Annotated in this window: 15 protein-coding genes and 1 pseudogene; 8 read left to right on the forward strand and 8 right to left on the reverse strand. The window is 47.2% G+C overall.

The features are described 5' to 3' along the window. Window positions 1-10 precede the first annotated feature (10 nt). The gene (locus ICN34_RS05580; protein ID WP_072583768.1) at window positions 11-835 is read left to right on the forward strand and encodes a uroporphyrinogen-III synthase; all 825 of its coding nucleotides are present in this window, start codon (window positions 11-13) and stop codon (window positions 833-835) included. Window positions 836-844: 9 nt separating this feature from the next. On the opposite strand, the gene ICN34_RS05585 is transcribed toward ICN34_RS05580, so the two are convergent. The 3 genes from ICN34_RS05585 to ICN34_RS05595 all read right to left on the reverse strand — a co-directional run bounded on the left by ICN34_RS05585 (window position 845) and on the right by ICN34_RS05595 (window position 4,618). Next, window positions 845-1,417, reverse strand: coding sequence for a chorismate lyase (locus ICN34_RS05585; RefSeq protein ID WP_072583767.1), 573 nt, complete (start codon window positions 1,415-1,417; stop codon window positions 845-847). 2 nt (window positions 1,418-1,419) lie between these two features. Then, complete coding sequence (locus ICN34_RS05590) at window positions 1,420-2,925, reverse strand: DEAD/DEAH box helicase (protein ID WP_216121323.1); 1,506 nt, start codon at window positions 2,923-2,925, stop codon at window positions 1,420-1,422. A 295-nt stretch (window positions 2,926-3,220) separates the two neighbouring features. Next, window positions 3,221-4,618, reverse strand: a complete 1,398-nt coding sequence (locus tag ICN34_RS05595; protein WP_072583765.1) for a coniferyl aldehyde dehydrogenase — start codon at window positions 4,616-4,618, stop codon at window positions 3,221-3,223. A gap of 49 nt (window positions 4,619-4,667) precedes the next feature. Between ICN34_RS05595 and msrA the strand changes: the two genes are divergently transcribed. Further along, window positions 4,668-5,240 (forward strand): peptide-methionine (S)-S-oxide reductase MsrA, encoded by a 573-nt coding sequence (msrA, locus tag ICN34_RS05600; protein ID WP_072583764.1) that lies wholly within the window; start codon window positions 4,668-4,670, stop codon window positions 5,238-5,240. A 13-nt stretch (window positions 5,241-5,253) separates the two neighbouring features. On the opposite strand, the gene pdxH is transcribed toward msrA, so the two are convergent. Further along, on the reverse strand, window positions 5,254-5,889 hold the full coding sequence (pdxH, locus tag ICN34_RS05605) for a pyridoxamine 5'-phosphate oxidase (RefSeq protein ID WP_072583763.1): 636 nt from the start codon (window positions 5,887-5,889) through the stop codon (window positions 5,254-5,256). Between the two features lie 22 nt (window positions 5,890-5,911). Between pdxH and ICN34_RS05610 the strand changes: the two genes are divergently transcribed. The 5 genes from ICN34_RS05610 to pepN all read left to right on the forward strand — a co-directional run bounded on the left by ICN34_RS05610 (window position 5,912) and on the right by pepN (window position 12,738). After that, window positions 5,912-6,661, forward strand: a complete 750-nt coding sequence (locus tag ICN34_RS05610) for a ThiF family adenylyltransferase (protein ID WP_072583762.1) — start codon at window positions 5,912-5,914, stop codon at window positions 6,659-6,661. Between the two features lie 245 nt (window positions 6,662-6,906). Beyond that, window positions 6,907-8,289 (forward strand): amino acid permease, encoded by a 1,383-nt coding sequence (locus ICN34_RS05615; RefSeq protein WP_216121326.1) that lies wholly within the window; start codon window positions 6,907-6,909, stop codon window positions 8,287-8,289. Between the two features lie 12 nt (window positions 8,290-8,301). After that, window positions 8,302-9,420: an alanine dehydrogenase gene (ald, locus tag ICN34_RS05620; RefSeq protein ID WP_072583760.1), complete on the forward strand. Its 1,119-nt coding sequence runs from the start codon at window positions 8,302-8,304 to the stop codon at window positions 9,418-9,420. Between the two features lie 87 nt (window positions 9,421-9,507). After that, window positions 9,508-10,083: a TMEM165/GDT1 family protein gene (locus ICN34_RS05625; protein WP_216121337.1), complete on the forward strand. Its 576-nt coding sequence runs from the start codon at window positions 9,508-9,510 to the stop codon at window positions 10,081-10,083. 45 nt (window positions 10,084-10,128) lie between these two features. Continuing rightward, complete coding sequence (gene pepN / locus ICN34_RS05630) at window positions 10,129-12,738, forward strand: aminopeptidase N (RefSeq protein WP_216121339.1); 2,610 nt, start codon at window positions 10,129-10,131, stop codon at window positions 12,736-12,738. A gap of 4 nt (window positions 12,739-12,742) precedes the next feature. Here the strand turns inward: pepN and ICN34_RS05635 are convergent, their stop codons facing one another. Further along, on the reverse strand, window positions 12,743-13,126 hold the full coding sequence (locus tag ICN34_RS05635) for a type II toxin-antitoxin system VapC family toxin (RefSeq protein ID WP_072583757.1): 384 nt from the start codon (window positions 13,124-13,126) through the stop codon (window positions 12,743-12,745). A gap of 2 nt (window positions 13,127-13,128) precedes the next feature. Continuing rightward, on the reverse strand, window positions 13,129-13,332 hold the full coding sequence (locus ICN34_RS05640; RefSeq protein WP_072583756.1) for a DUF2191 domain-containing protein: 204 nt from the start codon (window positions 13,330-13,332) through the stop codon (window positions 13,129-13,131). Between the two features lie 169 nt (window positions 13,333-13,501). On the opposite strand from ICN34_RS05640, the gene ICN34_RS05645 reads away from it, so the two are divergent. After that, entirely contained in the window at window positions 13,502-14,500 is a 999-nt protein-coding gene (locus ICN34_RS05645; RefSeq protein ID WP_216862542.1) for a class 1 fructose-bisphosphatase, read from the forward strand. Window positions 14,501-14,570: 70 nt separating this feature from the next. Here ICN34_RS05645 and cphA (ICN34_RS05650) read toward each other — a convergent pair whose 3' ends face one another. Together cphA (ICN34_RS05650) and cphA (ICN34_RS05655) are read right to left on the reverse strand one after the other, a co-directional pair. Further along, window positions 14,571-17,141 (reverse strand): cyanophycin synthetase, encoded by a 2,571-nt coding sequence (gene cphA / locus ICN34_RS05650; protein ID WP_072583755.1) that lies wholly within the window; start codon window positions 17,139-17,141, stop codon window positions 14,571-14,573. 12 nt (window positions 17,142-17,153) lie between these two features. Beyond that, window positions 17,154-19,334: pseudogene (gene cphA / locus ICN34_RS05655) on the reverse strand (cyanophycin synthetase); the annotation flags it as partial. Window positions 19,335-19,461: the final 127 nt, after the last annotated feature.

The raw sequence follows: 19,461 nt of genomic DNA on the forward strand, positions 1-19,461 counted from the left end.
CTTCGTCAGCATGAGCACCAAAACAATCATTGTTACTCGGCCTGCTGGTCAAGCGCGTCAATTGATTGAAGTGCTCACCAGGGCAATCGAGGCAAGCGGTGTAGGAAAGCGTAGTCTTCCAGAAATACTCTCTCTGCCTTTGCTAACGATTGTTCCAAAGTCGGATGGGCATTTAGCTGACCATATCGCTAGCACCCTGAGCGACGCAGATCTTGCCATCTTTGTAAGTCCTAATGCCATCGAGAGTGTGATGCGTTTATTGGAGCGAGATTGGCAAGATTTTTCTAAGAAGATTATTCCGATTGGTGTGATGGGTGGCAGCAGTCATCTTGCCCTGAGAAATCATGGCGTCGGATCGGAAGACAATCCCACTCCCATCATCATTCCAGGAAATAACGAAAACTGGGACTCTGAAGGTTTGTGGAAAGAGCTTCAATCCCTGAAATGGAATTGGCAGGGTAAAAAAGTAGTGATCTTTAAAGGTGAGGGTGGCCGTGATTGGCTGGCTGACACTTTGAAAAAGGCAGGGGCAACTGTGGAGGCTATTTCAACCTACACGCGCGTACCTTTGGATATTGATAACCCTGCTTGGCAACTTGTACGAGAAATGGATTTGAGTAAATCACTTTGGTTGCTCACTTCTTCTGAGGCGGTGCGTTATCTCGGCGAAGTTATGAAAGACCAATTTACGCAAAACCTCAATGTCGCCAGCGCACTATGTCCACATCACAATATTGCGGATGCGGCCGAAATGATTGGGTTTGGTGAAGTCTTTACGAGTGAGCCAGGCGATGAAGCTTTGATCAAGTCAACCTTAGCTTGGCTGACAATCTAAAAATAGAAGTTAAGCTTTGGTAGCTATCAGTAAGCTAGGTAAGAAAATCTCATTTACCAAGATGGGATGACCCTTTAAGCGATAGAGGGTGCGTCTTGCCCATAAGGGTGAGTCCAAGCCAGCAAAGTGCTTAGAGCACTTTTTCCACAATTCACTGCTTTTATCTAGACGTGCAATATCGCGCGGTGGCTTGGCCTTGGAGTGTTTGCGAGTTTTGCTAAACAAGACTGCGCCCAAGGGCTTAGTGCCTAAGCGCAAGACCTGATGATTACTGCCACTGGAGCTGAGTGTTGGAATAACGCTGTGTGCCATCACTAAAGGAATGCCATTTGAGCAGAGCAGTACTTCACGTACTCTGCAGCGTCTGAGCTTTAAATGAAAATAGCGACTTTCGTCGCTATTAAGTGATTGAGGACAGTCGCGCAAAACCTGAACTTCTAGCTTTTGCCCAATTGCCTTCTCAATTTTTTGGGTGAGAGACCCTATATCGCTTAGCCAAGGTTGCCACTCGCGTGGCGCCCGATGGATTTCACCGGAACCGACTCGATTCCATGCAGAACGGAGACGATTTTGGTGAATCATTTTTAGCTACCGCTAAAGCTGCGACGTTGACCGCCGGCCTTTGGTTTAGCAAAACGCGGGCCGCCTGCTGGACGTGAGTCACCAGAGCGTGCCGGACGTGAGTCAGCAGAACGCGCAGGACGTGAGTCAGCAGAGCGAGCTGGACGTGAATCGCCTGAACGACCACCACCAGCATTACCACCACCGAAGCCACCGCCAGAGCGAGACTCTGAGCGAGCGCCTGAGCCATAACGACCGCCGCCACCACCAGAACGACCGCCACCAGAGCGATTGCCACCACCGCCACCACCAAAGCTTGGCTTGGCTTGTGGCTCAAGACCAGCGATGACTGAAGCAACGATATCTTGCTGTGTGAAGCGTTCGATATTGCGGATCTTCGCGCGATCACGATGTTCAACCAAAGTGATAGCAACACCATTGCGACCTGCACGACCTGTACGACCGATGCGATGCGTATAGTCTTCTGGTTTCATTGGCAAGCCAAAGTTAATCACGTGACTAATACGTGGCACATCGATACCACGAGCTGCTACGTCAGTCGCAACCAAAATCTTGGTGTGACCCTTACGTAAGGACTCGAGACGACGCATACGTACAGCTTGAGGCATTGCACCGTGTAGGGCAGTAGCTTCATAGCCATTGGCACGCAATGTGTCAGCAATTTTTTCGCTCTCAACCTGAGTGCTTGCAAACACAACCGCTTGATCCAAATCAGCATCAGCCAAAATGTGCTCGAGCAATTTATGCTTGTGTGACATGCTGTCAGCCCAATGTAACTTCTGTTCAATGTTGGCGTGCTTTTCACCTGCGTGAGCAAGTTCAATACGCTTGGCATCTGTAGTCAACTCGTTTGCTAAAGACATGATCTTTGGCGCAAAAGTTGCAGAGAACATTAAAGTTTGATTACGGCCTGCGCAACGCTTATCAATTGCCTCAAGGTCATCAGCAAATCCCATGTCAAGCATGCGGTCTGCTTCATCGATAACGAGTTGTTTAACATCATCTAAGCGAATTGCTTTGCTATCGCACAAGTCGAGCAAACGACCTGGAGTTGCAACAACTAACAACGCACCTTTCAATGCCTGGATCTGCTTGCCGTAAGGCATGCCACCCATCACAGTTGCAATACGGATACCTTTCATGCCACGAACTAAGTTCACTGCATCAGCGGCAACCTGTTGAGCCAATTCACGAGTAGGGCAGAGCACTAACACTTTAGGTTGTGCGCGACCTGGTACAGGTGAGTTGTTCGGGTTGTCTTCGATGAGTTGATTAATCAAAGGCAATAAAAAGGCTGCGGTTTTACCGCTACCGGTTTGGCTGCTGACCAATAAGTCACCACCAGCTAAAGCCGCAGGAATCACCTGAGCTTGCACGGATGTGGCTTGGGTATAACCCAGTTCAGCAACGTTTTTAAGGAGTGATGCCGCTAGGGCAAAATTCTGGAACTCAGTTCCAGTGCTCTTTGAGTCTTTCGACTCGTGATTAGTTTCTTTAGAAAAAGTCATGCTATTACACATCCCCTTTAAGGGATGTCTCCGTATGTTGCACCCATTGTTTTTTATAGGGTGCGATGGTCAAAGGCATCGACCATCAGACAAGCGGCAGCGTTGTTGTGTTTATGACTTCTAAACTAATCGCTGAAATAGAGCTGGGGGGCGATGAATCAAATTGCTTTAAAAAGCCTCCTATTATGGCATTTTCAGCACTCGATTACAAGGGTTTTCCCGACTTAATTCAGAAATAGAGGCTTAAAGCTTCATCTTCTGAGCTTAGTAATAGAAGTATCGCTTGTTTATCTCTTTATTTGAGATAACGCAAAAGCCACTTAGTCATCTTTCCATATGGAGGGCGCGCAGTTTTAGTTCCCTTGAAAAGGTTTAAACCAAAGAAGCCGCGCACTTCCAGAATCGACTTTTGATGACTAAAGGTGTTAAAGCCTGCTTTGCCGTGATAACTTCCCATGCCACTCACACCCACTCCACCAAAAGGAAGGTCTTCAATGGTGATATGTAGGAGCGTGTCATTAATGGTGACGCCACCAGAACACGTTTCATTTAAAACCCGCTTCATATTCTTTTTATCTTTGCCAAACCAATATAGAGCCAAGGGATTGGGTTTGTTGTTGACATAAGTAATCGCTGCCGAGGTATCTGCAACAGTTACGATCGGCAGAATGGGCCCAAAGATTTCTTCATGAAGAATTCGGGCTTCCGGCGGAACATTGACCAATGCAATGGGCTCGAATGGTCTTGCACCAGCACCAGGGTTATTGAGCAAAGGAATCACTTTTGCACCACGGTCTAGAGCGTCGCTGACTAGATGCTGCCAGTATTCCAGTTGTCGCTCATCAATAGGGCCTGTCAGTTCTTCAGGGTTGCTAAATTGGGTTTGAGCAGCAGTTTGTAATTCTTGAATAAATTCTGCTTGAATGCCTTGCTCTAGCAAAACATAGTCAGGGGCAATGCAGGTTTGACCGCCGTTCAGTAATTTGCCGTAAGCAATAGAGGCTGCAGCATCTTTGAGTTTGGCGCTCTTATCAATGATGACGGGTGTTGTACCGCCAAGTTCCAAAGTGACTGGCGTCAGATTTTCTGCGGCAGCACGCATCACTTTTTTACCAATAGTGCCTGAGCCAGTGAAGAAAAGATGATTAAAAGGCAGTGCTGAAAATTGCTCGGCTACTTCTGGGCCACCAGTGGTGACGCAGAACTCGCTAGGGTGGAAATACTCTTGAATTAAGCTAGCAATAAATCCAGAGGTGCGTGAGCTTCGTTCAGATGGCTTGAGCCAAGCGCGATTACCAGCAGCAAAAGCGGCGATTGCTGGAATAAGCGCTAATTGAACCGGATAGTTCCAGGGACTCAGAATGCCAACTACGCCTAGTGATTGACTTTGAACCCAAGCCTGCGAGGCGCCCATATGGGATGGAACTTCTCTTTGCTCAGGCTTCATCCATTCTTTGAGATGCTTGCGGGTGTGCTTGCAGGCCTGATAAATCATCTGGCATTCAGCAAGTCTCGTTTCTACTGGGTGGCGCACCCCGAAGTCAGCCTCGAGGGCTTTGCAGATTTTTTCTTCATTTGCCTCAATCATTTTTTCAATGCGAGCAATTCGATCCAGTCTCACTTCGAGGGTAGGGTTTGGTTCTGCAGCGTAGGCTGCTTTCATTTCATCGAGCTGGATAGTGAAGCGATTCATAGTCTATTAATAGTTGGCAGGTATTGGAATAAGGCATTAGGATAAAGCCATGGAAACAAATTTAGATAAAAAAGAACCGCTTTTAGAGCGTGCCACCTTAGGTGGGGGCTGTTTTTGGTGTTTGGAAGCGGTTTACCAGCAAATTTCTGGGGTTCGGTCTGTCGTTTCTGGCTACGCCGGTGGCGCTAGACCTAATCCAACTTATGAGGCTGTTTGCACGGGTGTATCAGGCCATGCTGAAATTGTCGACATCTTGTTTGACCCACAAATTGTTTCATTTAGGGATTTATTAGAAATCCTTTTCGTGATTCATGATCCGACTACCTTGAACTATCAAGGCAATGATCATGGCACGCAATATCGCTCGGTGATTTTTACGCACAGTGAAGCGCAGTCCAAGATTGCGCACGAGGTAGTGCAAGAGCTTGAGGAATCAAAAATCTATGCCAATCCAGTGGTGACGCAGATCGATGCTGCGCCAACCATTTATCCCGCAGAAGACTATCACCAGAATTATTTTCAGCAGCATCCTAACCAAGGATATTGCATGGCGGTAGTCGCGCCTAAGCTGGCTAAATTTAGAGCGAAATTTAAATCGCTCATAGCGCCACAATATTCCTGAGGGTTAACAGTTTCTAGGGTGCTAGGCGATTCACTCGCCAGTCGGCACCTTCTAGTTTGTAGTGCATGCGATCATGCAATCTAGATGGACGCCCCTGCCAGAATTCAATTTCAGTAGGGCGTAAGCGGTAACCACCCCAATGCTCTGGGCGTGGAGGTGTGTCACCAAACTCTGCCTTAAAACGTTTTTCCGCTTCTTCTAAGAATTCACGGTTTGGGATAGCAGTGCTTTGAGGCGAGGCCCAGGCACCAATTCTGGAGGCGGCTGGGCGAGAATGGAAGTACTCATCACTTTCGGCTGTACTAACCCGTTCAACAATACCCTGAATACGTACCTGGCGCTCTAATTCATGCCAATGGAAGAGGAGGGCTGCTTGAGGGCGGATGGCCAAGTCTTTGCCTTTTTGACTCTCGTAGTTAGTAAAAAAGGTAAAGCCATTTTGGTCTGCGCCTTTTAGTAAGACAATACGGGCTGATGGATTGCCAGCTTGGTTAGCTGTTGCCAAGGTCATTGAGTTGGGTTCAGGACATTCTGCTTTCACAGCTTGATCAAACCAAAGCTTGAAAAGCGGGAGCGGGTCTTGGGGAACCTCGGTCTCTGAGAGCTGACCAAAGGTATAGTTTTTGCGAAGTTGTGCAATGGAGTCCATTTATTCAGTATAAAGAGAAGCTATGGCAGAAGACAAGGTGGAAAGTAGCTTAGAAAATCGTCGTTTTGGAGGGGTCTCACGACTCTATGGGCCAGAACTGCGCGAGCGCTTTCTGAATGCAACGGTAGTGGTGGCTGGTCTAGGGGGTGTTGGGTCCTGGGCGGCAGAGGCCTTAGCTCGCACGGGTATTGGACACCTTGTCATTATTGATTTTGATCATATCTCCGAAAGCAATACCAATCGACAGCTGCACGCCATAGAAGGGCAGTTCGGCAAAGCAAAAGTCGAGGCGATGAAGGAGCGCATTCTGCAAATTAATCCAGAGATCAATTTGACTGCTTGCGATGAATTCTTGGAGCCAGAAAACTTAGATCGACTTATTCCAGCAAATGCATTGATATTAGACGCGACCGATTCAGTACAAACCAAAATTGCTTTATCAGTGTGGGCCGTGAAAAATAATCGTGCTTTAGTCATGTGTGGTGCTGCTGGTGGTAAGTCAGATCCCACATCGGTGCGCTGCGAAGATCTTTCTCGTACCGAACAAGATGCTTTATTGGCTAAGGTTCGCCAGGGACTCAGACAAGATCATGGGTTCTCCAGAAATCTGAAGAAAAAAATTGGCATTCGTGCAATTTATTCGCATGAACCACGAGCGGGAGCTTCCAGCGGAGGTCTGGCCTGCTCGGGCTATGGCTCCACCGTGATGGTAACGGCTGCTTGTGGGCTTGCAGCTGCCGCAGAAATTCTGAATCTCATCGCTGCACAGTAATTTTTTCTCAAAAATTACTGTAAATCCTTAAGGGGATTCCCTGTAGGAAATTACTGATTCTGTTGCAATCAGAAATAATTTATTTCAAACTCGGCGTTGATTTCAAAGACATTTCAATATTTTCCTAAATAGATTTATTTAATTAATCACTTTAGTAATTTTTCTCCCCTAGTGCTGATCACCAGTCCTCCCTAGACTTTGCTCCGTTGGCAAGTTGCCAATGACAAATCGAAAGGAGGTCTCCCTTGCAGACTGAACACTCTGGCTTAAAACGTCACCTCAAAGTGCGGCATATTCGTTTGATGGCCTTAGGCTCAACGATCGGCGTTGGATTATTTTTAGGGTCGGCAAGCGCAATTCAAATAGCAGGCCCATCCATTCTTCTAGGTTATTTGCTGGCAGGCATTGTTGCTTTCATTGTTCTGCGGACACTTGGTGAGATGGCGGTGCATGAACCTGTAGCCGGTTCTTTCGCAGCCTACGCCAATACCTATGTGGGTCCGCTGGCGGGGTATATGGTGGGCTGGGGATACTGGACTTATTGGATTGTGGTTGGAATTGCTGAAGTTACTGCGGTTGGCATCTATATGGGCATTTGGTTTCCCGAGACCCCGCAGTGGATTTGGGCACTTTCTTCTATTGTGATGATGGGCTTAATCAATCTGATTGCAGTAAAGGTATTTGGAGAATTTGAGTTTTGGTTTGCTCTGATCAAAGTGGTAGCGATTGTCGCCATGATTGCACTTGGAGGTTCGGTCATCTTGTTTGGCTTTACCAATGATTGGCAGCCCATTGGCCTGAATAATTTATGGCAACACGGCGGCTTCTTTCCAAATGGCATCAGCGGAATGTTGTTGTCATTGCAAATGGTCTTGTTTGCTTATGTTGGTATAGAAATGATTGGTCTCTCTGCAGGCGAGGCTGAGAGTCCACAAAAAACCATTCCGATGGCCATTGATTCATTGGCTTGGCGGATTCTCATTTTCTACATGGGTGCCATCCTGGTTATTTTGGCAATTTTTCCTTGGAATCAAGTTGGGCAGCAAGGCAGTCCATTCGTAGTGATGTTTGAAAGGCTGGGTTTGCGAGGAGCAGCGGGCTTAATTAACTTTGTCGTGATCACTGCAGCACTCTCTTCATGTAATGCAGGCATCTTTAGTGGTGGACGCTTGCTCTACTCCTTATCGTCTAACGGCTACGCTCCTAGATCTTTTTCAAAGCTTTCAAAGTATGGCGTTCCTCATCGAGCGGTGATGACTACAGTCGGGGTCTGTATGTCAGGTGTAGTGCTGAACTACTTTGTACCTGACAAAGCCTTTCAATACATGATGGCTGCAGTGACCTTTATTGGCTTAATGGTTTGGATCGCGATCTTGATTACACAGATCAAATTCCGTCGCTCGCTATCCAAATCCCAAGTGGCGGAGTTAGGGTATCGCGCTCCTTGGTGGCCCTATTCCTCATGGTTCGCTCTGGCATTCATCGGATTAGTGGTGGTGTTGATGGGCTTTCATGAGGATGCACGGATCGCACTCATAGTGGGGCCGTGTTTATTGGGCGTGTATCTCGCAATGTTTTATGTCGTGGGCTTACATCGCAAAACAGCAATCCAACGTGACTTTAAATAATAGGAGAAGGCAATGATTATTGGCGTACCTCAAGAGGTAAAAAATAATGAGTTCCGGGTGGGATTAACCCCGGGTAATGTCAGCGGACTTTGTAAGCAGGGACATTCTGTCTTGATCCAGCGAGGTGCTGGCGAGCAAATCGGCTTAACGGATGAGTCTTATCGACTTGCTGGTGCTAGCCTTGTCAATAGTGCAGCAGAAGTGTTTCAAAGGGCGGAGATGATTGTGAAAGTCAAAGAGCCTCAGGCGCAAGAATGCGCCATGCTGCGCGAGGATCAAATTTTATTTACCTATTTACACTTAGCGCCAGATCCGAGGCAGACAAAAGCTTTGTTGCAATCAGGTGCTACCTGCATTGCCTATGAAACAGTGACTGCTATGAATGGCGCTCTCCCTCTTTTGGCGCCCATGAGTGAAGTAGCGGGTCGCATGTCCATCCAGGCAGCTGCATCGCATTTAGAAAAAACCAATGGTGGCTTAGGTGTGTTGATGGCGGGTGTACCTGGCGTATCACCGGCCAAGATTGTCATTCTGGGCGGTGGCGTCGTGGGCCGTAACGCTTTGCAAATGGCAGTCGGCATGGGGGCTGATGTTTGTATCTTTGATCGTGATATTGATCGCTTGCGTCAGATCGATATGTTCTATGGCAATCGCGTCAGAACTTTTTATTCTGACAGCTTGTTGATTGAGCAAGAAGTGTGTGAAGCGGATGTCGTGATTGGAGCAGTTTTGCTACCTGGGGCAGCAGCTCCCAAATTGGTGACGCGTGAAATGATTAAAACAATGAAGCCTGGTTCGGTTGCGGTGGATGTTGCCATTGATCAAGGCGGCTGTTTTGAAACATCTAAACCGACTACGCATGCTGACCCAACTTTTTTGGTGGACGGTGTACTGCATTATTGCGTTGCCAATATGCCCGGAGCAGTTGCAAGAACATCTACCTTTGCTTTAACCAACGCGACTTATCCGTTTGTTGAGGCTTTGGCAAACCGGGGGGTGATGAAAGCGCTCTCAATTGATCATCACTTGCGCAATGGTTTGAGTGTGCATAAAGGGATGTTGACATCAAAGCCAGTTGCAATGGCTCAGGGCCTAGACTATGCAATGGCTGAGGAGCTTTTAGTGGCGTAGCAATATATATCCAAAATGAGTGGGTCTAGTGAGCGCTAGGATTTAAACTATCCCTGACACACAAAACTTACTGGACCCACATCATTTATGGATTTTTCAGCCTTAACCCTCTCTGCCGGGGTAGTTGCCCTAGCAGAGATGGGGGATAAAACCCAATTGCTTTCATTAATGCTTGCGGCTCGCTATCCCAAGCAGGCGTTAGCCATCATTGCAGGCATCTTTATTGCCACAATCGCAAATCATGCTTGCGCTGCCTTATTGGGTCATTGGCTAACCACCCTGGTATCACCTGATGTAATGCGTTGGATTTTAGGATTGAGCTTCTTGGGCATTGGTTTGTGGTTATTGGTGCCAGATCATATTGACGATGCAGCTGGCTCTAAGGTTGCTGACAAAGCCATGCAGGTATTTTTGCTAACAGTGGGATTATTCTTTTTGGCTGAGATGGGCGATAAGACGCAAATTGCGACCATTGCCCTGGGCGCCCGCTACGAGGATGTAGTTTCTGTAACAGTTGGCACCACATTGGGGATGATGCTGGCAAATGCCCCCGCCGTCTGGATTGGTCAGAAATTCACGAAACGCATGCCCATTAAGTGGGTGCATGCAGTGGCAGCCGTTACCTTTATTGCTATTGGCTTGGCTACCCTGATATGGGCCTGAGATAGCGAACTAACCCGTCTGCCAGCCAAGACTTAAAATAGGCTCATGAAAACTGATCTCCCCCAGAGCTTTCGTAGGCTCGAATACCTCCCGCCTGCATACACCTTCGATCATGTCGAACTCGACATCGCTCTGGATCCAGCGCGAACCATTGTGAAAAGTTGCATTGAGGTTTTGCCAGGCAAAAGTTTTAAGGCAGGAGCCCCCTTGGTTTTGGTCGGGCAAGAGCTCGAGTTTGTTAGTTTGCGCATCAATGGTGAAGCCCATCGTCATTTTGAATTAACACCAGAAACACTGACGATTCATTCGCTGCCAAATGAAGGTAAAGAAAAGTTTGTCGTAGAAATTATTTGCGTTTGCGTCCCCGAGAAAAATACTACTCTGATGGGCTTGTATGTTTCCAACGGGAACTTTTTTACTCAATGTGAAGCAGAGGGTTTTAGAAAGATTACTTACTTCTTGGATCGCCCGGATGTGATGGCGCGTTATCGCGTGACATTGCGTGCGCGCGAAGCAGAGTGTCCGGTGCTGTTATCCAACGGCAACTTACTGACTACAGAAAAACTACCTAATGGGTGGCATAGTGCTACTTGGGAAGATCCGTTTCCTAAGCCATCCTATTTGTTTGCCTTGGTTGCTGGTAAGTTGGAATGCATTGAAGAAACTATTACCACTAGTAGCGGTGCTAAGAAGTTACTGCAGATCTGGGTTGAGCCGCATGACCTCAAGAAGACTCGACATGCAATGGACTCCCTGATTGCCTCTATTCATTGGGATGAAAAGCGTTTTGGATTGGAGTTGGATTTAGAGCGTTTTATGATTGTGGCCGTAAGTGACTTCAATATGGGTGCAATGGAAAACAAGGGTTTGAATATTTTCAATACCAAGTTTGTTCTTGCCCAGCCAGAAACTGCGACAGATGCAGACTTTGCCAATATTGAGAGTGTCGTTGCTCATGAGTACTTCCATAACTGGACAGGTAACCGCGTTACTTGCCAGGATTGGTTTCAGTTATCCCTGAAAGAGGGTTTGACTGTATTTAGAGATCAAGAGTTTTCTGCTGATCAAATGGGTAGTGAATCCGGCAGGGCAGTAAAGCGGATTGAAGATGTTCGCTTGCTTCGTCAATTGCAATTTCCTGAGGATGCAGGCCCAATGGCGCATCCGATTCGCCCGGATGAGTATCAAGAAATCAATAATTTCTATACCGTTACTGTCTATGAGAAGGGTTCAGAAGTTGTTAGGATGTATCAAACTCTTTTGGGTAAAGACGGCTTCCGCAAAGGAATGGATCTCTACTTTAAGCGCCATGATGGTCAGGCGGTTACCTGCGATGATTTCTTGGCTGCGATGGCAGACGCCAATGGTAAGGACCTGACTAAGTTTAAGAATTGGTATAGCCAGGCAGGCACCCCAAGGGTTAAGGTGCAAGAGCACTATGACTCCACCAAAAAACAGTACCAACTGACGCTGACGCAAAGTTGTGCACCTAGTCCGGGTCAGCCGGAGAAGAAGCCCTTTCATATTCCATTGAAGATGCGCTTAATTACAAAGGCGAATGACCAAGCAGAGCAGTTATTGGAATTAACGCAAGAAACTCAAACTTGGACTTTTGACAATATCGAAGAACGTCCAGTTCTCTCGATTAATCGCAACTTCTCAGCGCCAATTAATTTAGATTTTGAGCAATCCGAGGCAGATCTATTAACACTTTTCTCAAGCGATGATGATGCATTTAATCGTTGGGAGGCTGGTCAGAAGTTGGCGATGCAAATGATTTTAAATAATCGTTTGCCTGATGAAAAACTGATTGAGGCGTATCGCAATATCTTGCTAGACCCTAATTTAGATCCCGCCTTTAAGGATCTGGCTTTAACGCTGCCTGCAGAGTCTTATTTGTATGAGCAATGCACGAGCGTTGATCCTCAGAAGATATTTACTGCGCGACGCGCTTTCCGTAAAGAAATTGCGAAACAGTTGCAACTTGAGTGGGCCGCCTTGTATCAGCAGATGCAAACCCCTGGACCATTTAAGTCTGATGGGGTTGATGCTGGTAAGCGTGCCCTGAAAAATCTAGCATTGAGCATGTTGCTAGAGGCGGCACCAGCAGTATGGGCACCAATGGCAGCCAATCAATATCAAATTGCTGACAATATGACTGACCGTTATGCAGCCTTATCTGCATTAGTGGTGCACGGCGCAAAACAAGCTAAAGATTGCTTAATTGATTTTTACAATCGATTTGCGAATGATGCTTTGGTAATCGATAAGTGGTTTGGCTTGCAATCTAGTCGTCCCCCTGTTGACGGTCTTGACTCCACTCTCGCCGAGGTGAAGAAGCTCCGCGAGCATCCTGCATTCAAGTTAAACAATCCAAACCGAGTTCGCAGCGTGATTCATTCGTTCTGCGCTAACAATCCAGCTAGCTTTCATCAGGCGGATGGCAGTGGTTATGAGTTCTGGGCCGATAGCGTATTAGCTCTTGATCCCATCAATCCTCAGGTAGCGGCTCGTCTTGCAAGAGCGCTGGACCGCTGGCGTTTATTTGCCCAACCCTATCAAGATCATATGAAAGCGGCTCTAGAGCGTGTTTCTGCATGCCCAACACTCTCTCCCGATGTAAGGGAAGTGATTGGAAAGGCGCTGGGTAACTAAGAAGTTAATGGAGCTTATTGCTGTACGAAATACCCAATCGAATTGCAAGCTTTTCCAGGTTCTTATCCAGAGTCCAAAGCTGGGCATTTTCTGAAAGCAGAGTTGATGTAAGGAGTGATACATCAATTGCCCCACATCCAGATTCTTGGAGTTGATGCTTTTCAATAAACTCCAATATTTCATAAGGGGTGGCTATAGTTGCTTGTCGTAATTTTTTAATATAGCCCAAGGTTTTAGAGCGTGGCGATGGGGGTGATCCGCAGGCTAATTCTATTTGGATTAGGGGGTGACACAGTATTTGGTCATTTAGTAGTAGAGCTTCGAAAGATACATTTGACTTTCTAAAGTGAGCTACCCAGACTGATGTGTCAACTAAAACCATGGTCATGATTACTGGCCATCCTTCGGTTTGCGGCGAGGAATAGTCTTCATCTGAGGTGATTTACCACCCAATGCTACCAACCTCTTAGCAACTTGAACTCTTATGAATACGTTAATGGCCTCCCTAAAGAGATCAGCTTTATCCATATCAGGGTCAGCAAGATCCAAACCTCTTTGATATAGATCGTCGTCAATCGTGACAGTAGTTCTCATATATATCCCTCATCATTATTGATGCATTATAACATCTAAAATAACATCAAAATTAGAGTGGTTTATTGCCCAAATGATCATTTAGATGGGAAATATCAATATTTTGAGGTTGGCATTCGGAACAAGGCAAAATAGACCTTAATTTCAATAGAGCTTTGGAGAAATACCTTTGTCCTCAAGTACTCATATCAATTTCAAGCAATATTTAGCCTCCACAAAGCCGGCTGGCGATGCTATTCCGGCTGGATTGCAAGATTTGCTGACCGCGGTTGTTAACACCTGCTCAACTCTCAGTCATGAAGTAGCGCAGGGCGCCTTGATTGGCTTGTTGGGTTCCGCAGGCACTGGCAACGTGCAGGGTGAAGTTCAGCAAAAACTTGACATCATTGCAAACGATTTGCTGATCGACGGCGTAAAGGGTTGTAAATCACTCGCAGGTTTAGCCTCAGAAGAAATGGAGCTTCCAGTTCCAGTTCAAGGTACAGGTGATTACCTGCTGTTATTTGACCCACTCGATGGCTCATCCAATATTGATGTGAACGTATCGATTGGAACTATTTTTTCAGTTCTCAAGAAACAAGATCCGAATGCACCTTTGCAGACCTCTGACTTTTTGTTGTCAGGGCGTCATCAAGTTGCTGCGGGTTATGTAGTGTATGGACCTCAAACCACGATGGCCTTGACCTTGGGTGATGGTGTGGTGATGTTTACCTTGAATAAAGTGACTGGTGAGTTTTTGCTCATTAAGGATGCGGTAAAGATTTCTCATTCAACCAAAGAGTTTGCAATCAATATGTCCAATATGCGCCACTGGGCTGACCCAGTACGTCGTTATGTTGAGGAGTGCTTAGCTGGCGTCAGTGGCACCCGTGACAAGGATTTCAATATGCGTTGGATCGCTTCGATGGTGGCGGATGTGCACCGTGTTTTATCTCGTGGCGGGGTATTTATGTACCCATGGGATCAGCGTGAACCGCACAAGCCAGGTAAGTTACGCCTGATGTACGAAGCCAATCCAATGAGTTTCCTGGTAGAGCAGGCGGGTGGTGCCTCTACCAATGGAACGGATCTCATTATGGATTTGCAGCCAACAGATCTGCATGAGCGTGTTTCTGTGATGCTAGGCTCTAAAGAAGAGATTGATCGCATTCAGAGCTATCACTCATAAGTGCACTATTGCTTCACTAATAAAAAACCCAATCAAGCGATTGGGTTTTTTAATGACCATACAGTTGTGATTAAGGTCTCACCTGTTGTTTAAGGTAGGCAAGAGACTCTTCCACTTGGTCAATCAGAATCAAGCAAATATCGCCTGCAGCGAGATCATTTAGAGCTGTATCAATAGCCTTAAATTCACCATGAATCTCTTTGACTTGTTTGGCCTTAGTGGCGCCAACTAAGCCTTCTTGCAATAGCTTTAATACTTCGCCATCTTCACGGCCACGTTGGCAGGCATCTTGATAAAGAATGACGTTGTCAAATGAGTTACCCAAGATACGGGTTAGATCACGGATATCTTCGTCACGACGATCGCCTGCACCGCTAATAACCACGTGGCTCTTCTTGGGTTTCATGGCCTCAACGGCGCTAGTAAGGGCGCGCATAGCATCGGGGTTGTGACCATAATCAGCAATGACGGTGGCGCCATTATGTTGAAATTGATTAAAGCGTCCCGGTACGGAATTCGGATCGCTTTCAAAGCTATGTAAACCGCGAGCAATCTTTTCGGCATCAAGACCAAGAGCCCAGGCTGCGCCAATCGCAGCCATGGCATTTTCAATTTGGAAGCCTAGTACGCCATTTTGGGTCAGGGGAATTTCGCTAACGGGGAAGCGATACATCACACGCGATCCCTTGGAGGCAACAATGTAGGTGCCATCAAAATAAATGACTTTTTTATTCTTAGCGCGATGAGCGGCAATGACTGGGTGATGTTGATTTTGGGCAAAGAAAATCACTCGACCAGAACACTTGTCACCCATCTTCACAACCATTGGGTCTGCCGCATTGAGTACTGCGGCACCGGTTGGGGCAACGTTTTGCACAATCACGCGCTTGAGAATGGCTAAATCTTCAACGCTAGTAATGTAATTAAGGCCTAAGTGATCACCTTCGCCAATATTGGTTACCACCGCAACTTCGCAGCGATCAAAGCCAAGACCTTCGCGGAGCATTCCACCGCGAGCAGTTTCAAGTACGGCAGCATCTACATCGGGATGCATTAATACATTGCGAGCACTTTTAGGACCACTGCAATCGCCGGTATCGATGAGGCGATGATTGATGTAAACGCCATCAGTTCCTGTCATGCCAACGCGTAGGCCAGTTTCATTTAACAGGTGAGCAATAAGGCGCACCGTAGTAGTTTTACCGTTCGTGCCGGTAACCGCTACCACTGGAATGCGACCATCTTCACCTAGTGGGAACATCATATTGATGATGTCTTCGCCAACGGGGCGTCCTTTGCCATATGAAGGCTTGAGGTGCATACGTAAACCGGGCGCGGCATTGACTTCAACGATACCGCCACCTTGTTGTTCTAGTGGCTTATAAATGTTTTCACAAAGGATATCCACGCCAGCAATATCAAGACCAATCATCTGAGCTGCAGCTACTGCACTTGCCGCAACATCCGGATGAACATCGTCAGTAACATCAGTAGCGGTACCACCAGTGCTGAGGTTGGCATTGTTACGAAGAAGAACGCGTTCGCCAGTCTTTGGCACGTATTGTGGGGTAAGACCTGAGCTTGCGAGATGCGCCATGGCAATGTCATCAAAGCGAATTTTGGTAAGCGCTGTTGCATGTCCGTCGCCACGCAATGGATTTTTATTCTCGATTTCAACTAGCTCTGCAACGGAGTGACTGCCATCGCCAACTACTTGTGCTGGCTCACGGCGAGCAGCGGCCGAGAGGCGGTTGCCAACGACGAGCAAGCGGTAGTCTGCACCAGGGAGGTAGCGCTCAACAATGGTTTCCCGACCAAAGGCTTGGGTCACAATAAAGCCAGCGCGGACCTCTTCTTCGGTTTGAATGTTGGCAACAACGCCTTTGCCTTGGTTACCATCTTTCGGCTTTAAAACAATCGGACCGCCAATTTTTTGAGCAGCACGCCAAGCATCATCAGCAGTGGTAACTACTTCGCCAATAGGAACGGATACGCCAGCAGCAGCAAGTAAGTTCTTGGTGAGTTCTTTATCTTGGGCAATCGCTTCAGCAATCGCGCTGGTATCGCTAGTCTCTGCAGCTTGAATGCGTTTCTGTTTGCTACCCCAACCAAACTGCACCATGCTGCCTTCGGTCATCCGGCGGTAGGGGATGTTGCGCTGTACTGCTGCATCAACAATGGATCCAGTGCTTGGTCCAAGGCGAACGTCTTCGTAAAGAGCTTCTAACTCTGAGAGGGCGGCAGCGAGATCAAACGGTGCATCGTTGAGGGTGGCTTGAATCAAAGCAAAACCAAAGTCGAAAGCCATGCGACCCACGACTTCTTCGGTGTATTCCACTACCACTTGATAAACACCAACATCGACTGTTTGCACTGTGCGACTAAAGGTAACGGGGCAACCTGCTTGAGCTTGAAGGCCAAGCGCTGCATGCTCAAGAGCATGAGCTAAAGAAAGCACTTCATTATGGCCGCCGCGACGCATGCTGCCTAATTGAGGAAAGCGCTCACGAATCTTGGTTTCAAATTGAGGGATAGAATCGATTGAGCGTTCAGACTCATCACAAGAAACAATCGCTTCTAAAGCGGTGTGGCGGCTCCATAAATTTGGGCCGCGCAACATGCGAATACGAGTAATTTCCAATTAAGCCCCTGTAGCAGTAGTGGCATCAGGCACGAATGTTTCTGCGCCTGCTTCGATAACGTTGAATGGAATTTCAAGAGCCCAGGCTGCTGCTATAGCTGCACCTAAATTCATGGTCTTCCAAGGAGTAGAGTGGTTGGCTTCAGAGTGACGTGGCACAGGAATGGATTTCTGATCCAGCTTTCCAGACTTCAGGGTAATTTGCTGTTTGCCAATGACAACTGCACGACCACCGTTTGCTAAGTGGGATTTGACAATCTCAGAGTCTGAATTCTCGCTAAAGAAGATCACCTGACCATCACAAAGCTCGGCCATTTGTACGCACATTGGATCATCAGCATTGAGTACGGCAACACCGGTTGGAAGAACGACATCAACCTGGGTGCGTACAACGCTGAAGACTTGGTCTTCATCATAAATTGCGTATTGCGGGAAGTTTGCCTTTGGATCAACATTGAGTACGACGCCAACTTGACAGCGATCGTAGGCCAATCCTTCTATCAACATTGACAGATGATTGTTTTCAATTACAACTGCCTCTACTGCGCGATTAAGTAGGGTGCGTCGGGCATTCTCCCAATTTGATGCATTGGAGTTTGGAATCGCGCGGTTACCAAAGAACAAGCCTTTGCTGCAAGAAAGGCCAACATAGACATTCGTTAGGCGTAAGAAATGGGCAATCATCTCGGCGACAGGGGTTTTGCCGTGTTCACCGCAGACACCAACTACCGGAATACGGAAATCTACCCCAGGTGGAAAGAGGTGATTCGCAATTTCTTTGCCAACAGGCTGAGGTTTACCGCTTGCGGGTTTGAGATGCATCAGTAGGCCGGGGCCTGCATTGACTTCAACAATGGCAGCATTTTGATCTGCCAATGGTTTGCTAATGTCCTGCGCTACTAAATCAACACCGGCAATTTCAAGGCCAACAACACGGGCAGCTAAGGCTACTTGGCTAGCAACATCAGGATGAATTAAATCAGTAACATCAAACGCAACGTTGCCGTTGCTTTGAATGAGTACTTTGTGATCTATTGCAGGAACACTGTCACCTTTTAGTTGCTGACGTGCCAGTTCAAGTTCTACTGCAGAATCAATGCGAACAGGATTGAGAGGGTGCTCTTCTGCGGTGCCGCGACGGGGATCAGAATTAATCTGTATTTGAATCAGTTCATGAACAGTATGTTTCCCATCACCAGTGACCCATACGGTTTCACCTTTTGCCGCAGCAACTACCTTATTGCCTACAACTAACAAGCGGTGCTCATCACCAACAATGTGGCGCTCAACTAAAACTTCGCTACCTTCATCAATGGCAACGGCATATGCAGCTTCAATTTCTTGTTGGGTATAGAGGTTGATAAATACACCGCGGCCATGATTGCCATCGATCGGCTTAACCACTACAGGTAAGCCAATGTCTTGTGCGGCTTCCCAAGCATCATCAGGGCTGGTAACGGTTCTACCCTCGGGTGTTGGAACTCCGGCGCTACGTAGCAAGCTCTTAGTTAAATCTTTATCGCGAGAAATGGTTTCCGCAATTGCGCTTGTTTGATCGGTCTCTGCTGTCCAGATTCGGCGTTGCTTGGCGCCATAGCCTAGTTGAACTAGGTTGCCTTCAGATAAACGAATCGATGGAATGCCACGCTCTTCAGCTGCATTCACAATACATGCTGTACTTGGACCCAGCAAAAGATCATCGCCAAGATCACGTAAATTTTCGATGATGGTTTGCACAAGAGCAACGCAGTCAGCATTGTCTTGCGCTAGAGCTAAATAAAGATCACGCGCATATTTGAGAGCGGTGAGTGTGACCTCCTCATTGATTGCGCTAACCATCACTTTGTAAACACCACGCCTATCGCCGTCACGTGCCTTACCAAAACCGCCAGGGATACCGGCTAAGTTTTGTAACTCAAGAGTTAAGTGTTCGAGAATGTGAGCAGGCCAGGTGCCTTCTTCAACGCGCTTTAAAAATCCGCCAGTTTCACCATAGCTACAGCGATGTTCAACGAGGCTTGGGAGGGCTTTAACTAAGCGTTCATAAAAGCCAGGAATGACGTTAGAGGGGTAGTCCTCTAAATCGCCAATATCGAGCCAAACCTCAATCACGGGATGGTAAGTCCACATATTGGGACCACGGAGATGCTTAACGCTCAGAATCTCGATGGATTTATCTAGTAATTGGGGCATATGCAGTATTGCGATGGTCAGCGCCAGCTTTTGGCGTTGACGCGTCAGACAGTCTCTCTGTTTCTAATAGTTATTTGAAAAACTCACAAAATTGGCAAAAATACATAAAAGGGCCTACTTAGACAAT

The sequence above is a fragment of the Polynucleobacter sp. Tro8-14-1 genome, from assembly GCF_018881655.1.
Taxonomy (GTDB): Bacteria; Pseudomonadota; Gammaproteobacteria; order Burkholderiales; family Burkholderiaceae; genus Polynucleobacter.